We start from the raw sequence: 8,102 nt of genomic DNA, 5'->3' as shown, positions 1-8,102 counted from the left end.
GCTAATCGAGCAAAAATGGGAAGAGCGGACGGTTGACGGGCGAGACATCATCGATTTGCATGTTCGTTTCCAAAGTGCTTCGCAGGAACGGTTCTCACTTTCGTTGCAATTAGACCCTAAATCGAATTTGCCTTTGACGGTTCAATCCGGAAGGGCTGATAAGACGCAGCTCACTTCGCTGGCGTATCCTGATCATTCATTGACGGAGCTACAATCGACTCATTTTCCAAACGACTTGACGATCGTGGACAAGGCGCCGGATCCCGCTGGCTCGTTTAGCGCGTTGGATAACGCATCGGCCGGCAACAAGACCGAAAACCAATCACACGCCGCCAAAGCGAACGCAGCGGATGCCGCCGGTTCAAAACAGCCGAACGCGTTTGTGAACACGTTGCCGATTGGACCCGCGAAAAAATGGGCGCCCGTCGCCGTGGTGTCCGCGACGGATGCGGAGGTCCTCGAGCGAATCAACACGATCCTCGATGATTTGTGGCAACGTGAACAGGTCCGTCCTGTTGACATGGCGACCGATCTGGAATTGTTGCGACGAGCCTACTTGGATCTGGCGGGACGCACGCCTACGGTAACCGAGGTTCGGCGATTTTTACAGGATCAACGTACGGACCGGTACGAGCGATTGGTGGATCAATTGTTGGCCAGTCCCGACCATGCGTCGCAGTTGGCGGCGGTATGGCGGTCGTTTTTGATCCCCGAAGGCGTCGATTTGGACGCATTTGGGGGACGCGAAGCGTTTGAAAAGTGGTTGGCGGATCGCTTTGCCGCAAGCGAACCGTACGACCAGATCGTTCGCAAACTACTTTTGGCCGAAGGACGCTTGTCTCAGTCCGGTCCGCTGTTGTTTTACTCGGCTCTGAAACTAGACGCCGATCAACTGGCGGCACGCACGTCACGCGTGTTCTTGGGGATGCGATTGGAGTGTGCCCAATGCCACGATCATCCCTTCGAACCGTGGACTCAAGAAGATTTCTGGAGCTATGCGGCCTTCTTTGCTCAGATCTCGCGTCCCAAGGGTGAGTTAGAAACGGTGTCAAGCGTGATGCGAGTCAGCGATGTCGATCGCGGCGATGTGATGCTGCCTGAAACGGAAACGATCGTGCCTCCGCGATTCTTGGGGCAAACGTTGCCGCCCGTCGTTGGAACCAAAAACGCAACGTCGGAAAATAAGAGCGGAACGGGATCTGCGCGTCGACAAAGGTTGGCGGCTTGGTTGACCGGACCGAATAATCCGTATTTCGCACGTGCCACGGTCAATCGCGTTTGGGCTCAATTGCTCGGACGTGGAATCGTCGACCCCGTGGATGATTTCGGTGTAAACAATCCGCCCGTGTCTGCAGAGTTACTCGACACGCTGGCGAGTCAGTTTATTGATGATGGCTTTGACCTACAAAGCCTGATTCGATCGATCGTCCTTTCCAACGCATACCGACTTTCAAGTAGTTCACAGGCAACTGGAAATACGGACGAGGACGCGACCGAGAAGCGGTTGAAACTGTTTGCCCAGATGAACGTCAAGACATTGACCGCTGAACAGCTTTACGACTGTATCTCAGTCGCAACCATGCTTGGCCAAGACAATGCCCCGGCCGCCCAATACAGCTTGGCTCGCTTTGGCAACACCCAACGGGAAATGTTCTTGCAACAATTCGCCACCCCGACAGCCAATCGTGCCGAATACCTCGCGGGGATTCCGCAAGCGTTGATGTTGATGAACGGCACATTGATTTCAGGGGCGACCAGCGAGCAGACGAGTGGTTTGATTCGGTCGCTTGAAGCTCCCTTCTTCACCGATTCACAGCGGATCGATGTGTTGTTCATGGCAACGTTGTCACGCCCTGCGACTGAGAAAGAACGTGAACTGTTGTCCGAATTTATCCCTGACGACGCTTCACCTTCGGAGCGTTCGGCGGGACTCGCCGATGTGTTGTGGGCGCTGATCAATAGTGCCGAATTTACGCTCAATCACTGATCGTCTGACTTTACTCATTGCAAATTTAACGGTGTTCGATCATGCCCCACTCCTATTCTCGACGGCGAATGCTGCAATCGATGGCAGCCGGTTTCGGTTCGGTCAGCGCCAGCGGCTGGTTTCCCGGATTGGCACAGGCTTTGGCCAATGATCCGAATCGGCGTCGCCACTGTATTTTGCTGTGGATGAGTGGCGGGCCAAGTCAGACCGATACGTTCGACATGAAACCCAACCATGAAAACGGAGGCGAGTTCAAAGAGATTCAGACCGCAGTTCCAGGTTTGCGATTCAGCGAGCATCTTCCTAAGTTAGCTGCGGTCAGCGACAAGTTGGCGATCATGCGAGGTCTATCGACGAAGGAAGGTGATCACGGTCGAGGGACGTATTTGATGCGGACCGGTTACAAACCGATGGGGCCGATTCAATATCCATGTATCGGATCCTCTCTGGCGAATCAGCTCGCCGAAGAGAAAATGACTCTGCCAAGCAATGTCAGCATCGGGACCTACCGTGCGTTCAATCAAGATGCCTTTAGTCCCGGTTTCCTAGGGCCACGTTTTGGGCCACTGTTTGTCGGTGCCAGCGATGTGCCCGGATCCGTGGGGAATGACGAAGACGGGTTTCCAAGCTTAGAGGTACAATCGCTGCGACGCGGTGCGGGGATCGACGAGCAACGAATGCAGCAGCGTTTGAAAATTTGGCAGAGTCTGCAATCCGAGTTTGTCTCGTCGCGATCCGCCGGCGCAGCCGGGTCGCACCACGAGGTTTACGAAGGGGCGGTGCGATTGATGCAAAGCGATGACGCAAAAGCGTTTGACTTATCACAAGAGCCAAAGAAGCTGCGTGAAGCGTACGGCTCGAATGTATTTGGTCAGGGATGTCTGATGGCGCGTCGTTTGATCCAACGCGGTGTACCGTTCGTCGAAGTCTCGCTGGGAACCAACAGTGGCGGGGTCGGCTGGGATACGCACTCGGATAATTTTCGGGCTGTCGCCGACCTCTCCAAAACACTCGACGATGGTTGGGGGACGTTGATGCAAGATCTGCAAGAGCATGGACTGCTCGAATCGACGACCATTCTTTGGATGGGAGAATTTGGACGTACGCCCGCGATCAACCCCAGCGCCGGTCGCGATCACTTTCCGAACGCATGGACCAGCGTGCTGGCGGGTGGTGGTATCGCGGGCGGACAAGCGTACGGCAAGACAAGTGAAGACGGCACGAACGTGGTGGATGGGAAGATTGGTGTGCAAGATCTGCTCAGCACGCTCTGTTCGGCACTCGGTCTAGGCAGTGCCCCAAGCAACATGTCGCCAAGCGGTCGACCGATCCCGATTTCCGAAGGCACCGTCATCAAGGAAGTGTTGACATGATCGGCATATTTCGAATCTGTATTGCGGCAGCGCTGGCGGGATCAACTGGATTCACCAGTGAATTAACCGCGAGCGAACCGCAAGCATTGCCTGTTTCAGCGTCAGTGAAATTTCTATCTAATGCGAGAACCGATTCGATGACATCGGATGGTGAGGTCATGATGGCAGCTGCTGCGCCGCCTGTCGTCACGCTTCCCGGTGAGCGGTTGCCTCAGTATCAAACGCGGTACCAGCGACGCGAATTCTTGTCCAATCAGGAAAATGACCAAGGTGAAATTCGGTTCCTGTTGTGCCCGCCAACGATGACACCCGCGGCCGAGGATCCTCATCCGCTTGCAACCCCGATCTTGGTACGTGCAAAAATCATGATCGATGATGCACCGTTTACCGCAACCCGTCGCGAAAAGGTTGCCTCGATTCTCAGTTCGATTGTTAGCCCTGCCAAACCCGAGATCCCTGTCGAAGCGAACGATGAACCCAGCGGTCCGCCGGACGATTCCGAAACCACAAACGAATCAGAGAGTGAAACGGAGGATCCCGCTGCGGAACCGCCGGTGGCAGTGTCGGCGCCATATCAGTTGACCACCGAGTCTGGGGAATGGTTGCGACGGTATGCCGAGGCGACTGGCGAACCGGTCGCCGCCGACGAGGCTGCTTGGTTGATGAATCATTGGACCGATGGACCGACGCTGTTGTTGTTGCAGCCCTACTTTCAAAGCTTTCGAGCGAACGAGCGGCCTGTATTTCAAATCCTGGATCGCGATCGAGACGGACGTGTATCCGCTGCGGAACAAAACGAGGCGGTGTCGGCGTTGCAAAAATGTGATGCCAATCGAAACGACATTGTCGAAGCCCTTGAAATTGCTGCCGCCGCCCGCTCGCTTGGGGATGATGTTGACGGATCGGCCTACCAACGTCCGTTGTTGCTGTTGCTCGCCGATTTGCTACAGATTTCGCGAGACGACGCGAGCCTTTTCATTACGATCGCAGCTTTTGACGTCGACCAAAACGGGCGAATCGACGACTCGGAAATCAGCACCCTTGAAAACCGATCGCCCGACATCGATCTTCTGGTTGAATACGTCACTGCAAACGCAAGTAAGTCAAAACTAAGCATCGTCGCGACCTCGGCGGATTTGCAGGCCACCGTCGCAGCGTCATCGACGTCCGATGGCGTCGACGTGAACGTGGGCGGCACCGCGATCCAATTTTCGGCTCTCCAGAATTCGCAGTCAGACCAGATCTCATTGGGCGCCGTCGTCGATGGTTATCCTTTGCTGCCAATGTTGGATCCAAATAGCGACGGACGTTTTACCATTCGCGAGTTGCGAGAACTCGAACAACGCCTAACCCAATTTGACCAGGATGGTGACGGTGCATTGTCGCTGCAGGAAACACAATCCCCAATCCGCGTGTGTCTGGGACTGGGGCCAACCGTGCATGGCGAACTTGCGGGGCTTAGACGTGTCAAGCAAGCCGATTCAGCGCCGTCGATCGCGCCTCCGGATTGGTTTGTCCGCATGGACCGCAATGGAGACAACGACCTGACACGTGACGAGTTTCCCGGTTTGGATGAACAGTTTTCGGATCTCGATGCGGATGCCGACGGACTGATCAGCGCGGTGGAAGCATTGCAATTCAAGACTCCCTAAACAAAACCCCGCAGAAATCAAGCGAACAAGAACATCATGTTGAATCGAATCGACGAAATGACGAAACCGAGTACGAACGGACCGCTCAACAACAGCAACGAAGAATCGGTGGACGTGGCTCAGGCAGTCGATCAATTGCACCAACAATTGACGGCACTTCGCGAACAACTTGCCGGAGTCATCGTGGGACAACACGAAGTGGCCGAGCAGCTGTTGATCGGAATGCTTTGCCGCGGCCACTGTATTCTGCAGGGCATGCCTGGCTTGGCCAAGACGATGTTGGTGGCCACGCTGGCCTCGTTGACCGATCTGACGTTTCGCCGCGTGCAATTCACTCCCGATTTGATGCCCGGCGATATCACAGGCAGCGAGATATTGGAAGAAGATCACACGACTGGCAAACGAATCTTCCGTTTCGTTGAGGGGCCCTTGTTTGGAAATGTGATATTGGCTGACGAGATCAACCGGACTCCACCCAAGACGCAAAGTGCGTTGCTCGAGGCGATGCAAGAGCGACAGTTGACGGTGTGTGGGCAAACTTACGCACTGCCCGATCCGTTCTTTGTTTTGGCGACTCAGAATCCAGTCGAAACCGAAGGCACATACCCGTTACCCGAGGCACAGTTGGATCGATTCCTGCTAAAAATTCACGTCGCTTATCCTAGTCGTGATGAGGAAATGGAAATTGCACGCCGGCAAACCACGGATTACAAGTTCGAAACCGTCAAAGTGCTCGACGAAGACCAGATTCACCGGATGCAGTCATTGGTCCGCAGCGTTGTCGTCGCCGACCATGTCTATAACGCGGCCCTCGATTTGGTTCGAGGCACGCGTCCCGAAGAGGGAACGATGTCGCCCGAGCTACAAAACTTGGTGCAATGGGGCGCAGGCCCACGTGCGACGATCTCACTGTTGTTGGCCGCCAAGGCGCGTGCATTACTGAATCGCCGCTGTCACGCCACAACCGAAGACTTAATCAAAGTCGCCCTGCCCGTGCTCCGACACCGCGTGATATTGACTTTCAATGCCGAGGCTGCGGGAGTCGATGCGGACTCGGTGCTCAATAGGATCATTGAGCAGACACCGTCATTGAGCAAAAAGAATCACACTGCAAAAAACAGCTGAGGACCGTTGGAACCACCACTGTCGTAGCCACGTTTGCCAAAGCGTGGATCCACCATCTGGCAACGGTTGCTGCGTAAAATTGATCGCCGCTTAGACAACCGCTGGGCCGAACTCGTTTCCGGTCACGATCTTCACCCCGACAACTACACTTCATGTTCACTCGTTTCCGCCGTCGTCCGTCCACCGACCCCACACCGGGGCCCGCTGTGTCACCATCGCCCTACGGCGATTTGGTCGACCCACGAGTGTTGGATCAAATTGGTCATTTGGAGCTCTTGTCGCGGAGTGTCGTGGATGGATTGTTAGCGGGCAAACATCGCTCAACGACCAAAGGAGGGTGCTGCGAGTTCGCTCAGCACCGGCAATATGCCGCCGGTGATGAGGTCCGACAAATCGATTGGCAGGTCTACGCCAGGAACGATCGTTACTTCATTCGTCAATTCGAGGAAGAAACGAATTTGCATGCGATGTTGGCGATCGACGCCAGTGGATCGATGAACTTCGGCTTGTCGACGCAGAGTAAGCTCGAGTACGCCAAGCAAGCAGCAGCCTGTCTGACGCGACTGTTGCTGCATCAACGCGATGCGGTCGGATTGACGATCCTGCACGACAACAAGCCTGCGTTCGTTCCGGCGAAACAGCATGCCGCGCATCTGCGGGCGGTCTTGGCGACATTGCAATCCGCTCGGGCCTGCGAGGCGGGCGGTACGAACGAGGGCAGTTTGGGAAAACAGATCCAACATTGTGCAGCCCGCCAGCGACGGCGGGGATTGTTTGTGCTGTTTTCGGATTGTTTTGGCGATCTGCAGGAACTTGCCACCGCGCTGCGGATTGTTCGTGCTCGCGGTCATGACGTTGTTGTGATGCACGTGCTGGCACCCGAAGAGTTGACGTTTGATTTTCGCCGTTGGTCGGCTTTTCAGTCTTTAGAAGTGTCGGGGCAACGGATTCATTTGGATCCACCTGCCGTACGACAGCAATATTTGCAACGGATGCGAAGCTTCGTTACCGAATTAGAAGAAACCGTGGTGGGGCTTGGTGGCGACTATGTCCGCTTGACTACCGCCGTCGATTTGGCGGACACACTCGGCTGGTTTTTGCGGAACCGCATGGCACGCAAAGGAGCGAAACGAAGATGAGTTTCCTGAGCGTTGCATTTTTGTTGGCCCTGCCCCTGGCTGCTGCTCCGTTATTGCTGCATCTGTTTGATCGACGCCGCAATACGGAAATCCAATGGGGCGCAATGCAGTTTTTGATGGAGGCTTCGGCGCGTAAAACGAGTGCGCGTCGGATGAAACAGTGGCTGTTGTTGCTGCTGCGTTGTTTGGCGATCGCCGCACTTGTGTTCGCACTTGCGCGTCCCTTGTTGCCGTCTGGGTATTTGGGAGGAAACGAACGCGGCGAGACTATCTTTATCGTCGACAATTCGATGTCAATGCTACGATCGGATCCGTCCGGAACGATGATTGGCAGTGCGATCGATCGTGCCATCGAGATGGTGACCGAATTGCCCAATTCGGATGATGTCCGTGTCTTGACCGCCGCCCCCTATCCGATGTGGAGTGGAGCGGGACCGGTCCGAAGCGATCGGCGAACCCGACAGTGGATCCATTCCGAAATACAGCAACTGCAGGCGACCCGAGGCCGTAGTGATTTGTTGGCGGCGCTATTCGCGGCGATTCAGGCGGAACATCAACCGACGCAATCCTCGCGTCGCATTGTTGTATTGACGGACGGTCAGGCTGCCGATTGGGGACTTGAAGACGAAGCGGGCTGGAAGCGTTTTCGCGAAGTCTTGAATGAATCACCGATCCGAACCGAAATCGAGACCCTGCGTCTGGACAAGCTGAAAACTTCTAATTCCCCCGCGGCATCCAAAGGAAACGTGGCGGTCGATCAAATGATGATCCGCCGTACGATCGTGGGCGTGGACCAGCCGGTGACGATGACAGCTCGGCTACACAA

6 protein-coding genes are annotated in these 8,102 nt (G+C 55.4%); all 6 read left to right on the top strand.

Annotated features, from left to right (window positions below; translation table 11 throughout):
- Window positions 1-1,987, top strand: a 1,987-nt coding sequence (locus RMSM_RS21450) for a DUF1549 and DUF1553 domain-containing protein (protein ID WP_040768740.1), incomplete at its 5' end; no start/stop codon positions are given.
- Window positions 1,988-2,028: 41 nt separating this feature from the next.
- Entirely contained in the window at window positions 2,029-3,360 is a 1,332-nt protein-coding gene (locus tag RMSM_RS21445) for a DUF1501 domain-containing protein (protein WP_040768738.1), read from the top strand.
- Complete coding sequence (locus RMSM_RS21440) at window positions 3,357-5,012, top strand: EF-hand domain-containing protein (protein ID WP_008701168.1); 1,656 nt, start codon at window positions 3,357-3,359, stop codon at window positions 5,010-5,012. Before RMSM_RS21445 ends, RMSM_RS21440 begins: the two co-directional genes overlap by 4 nt.
- Before the next feature lie 57 nt (window positions 5,013-5,069).
- Window positions 5,070-6,137 (top strand): AAA family ATPase, encoded by a 1,068-nt coding sequence (locus RMSM_RS21435; protein WP_052031736.1) that lies wholly within the window; start codon window positions 5,070-5,072, stop codon window positions 6,135-6,137.
- 152 nt (window positions 6,138-6,289) lie between these two features.
- Entirely contained in the window at window positions 6,290-7,276 is a 987-nt protein-coding gene (locus tag RMSM_RS21430) for a DUF58 domain-containing protein (protein ID WP_008701164.1), read from the top strand.
- On the top strand, window positions 7,273-8,102 hold an 830-nt coding region (locus RMSM_RS21425; RefSeq protein ID WP_008701162.1), incomplete at its 3' end, for a BatA domain-containing protein. The genes RMSM_RS21430 and RMSM_RS21425, both read left to right, overlap by 4 nt.

Source organism: Rhodopirellula maiorica SM1 (assembly GCF_000346295.1).
Lineage (GTDB): Bacteria > Planctomycetota > Planctomycetia > Pirellulales > Pirellulaceae > Novipirellula > Novipirellula maiorica.
Note: the sequence above shows the minus strand (reverse complement) of the source record. Positions and strands in the feature narration are given on the sequence as shown.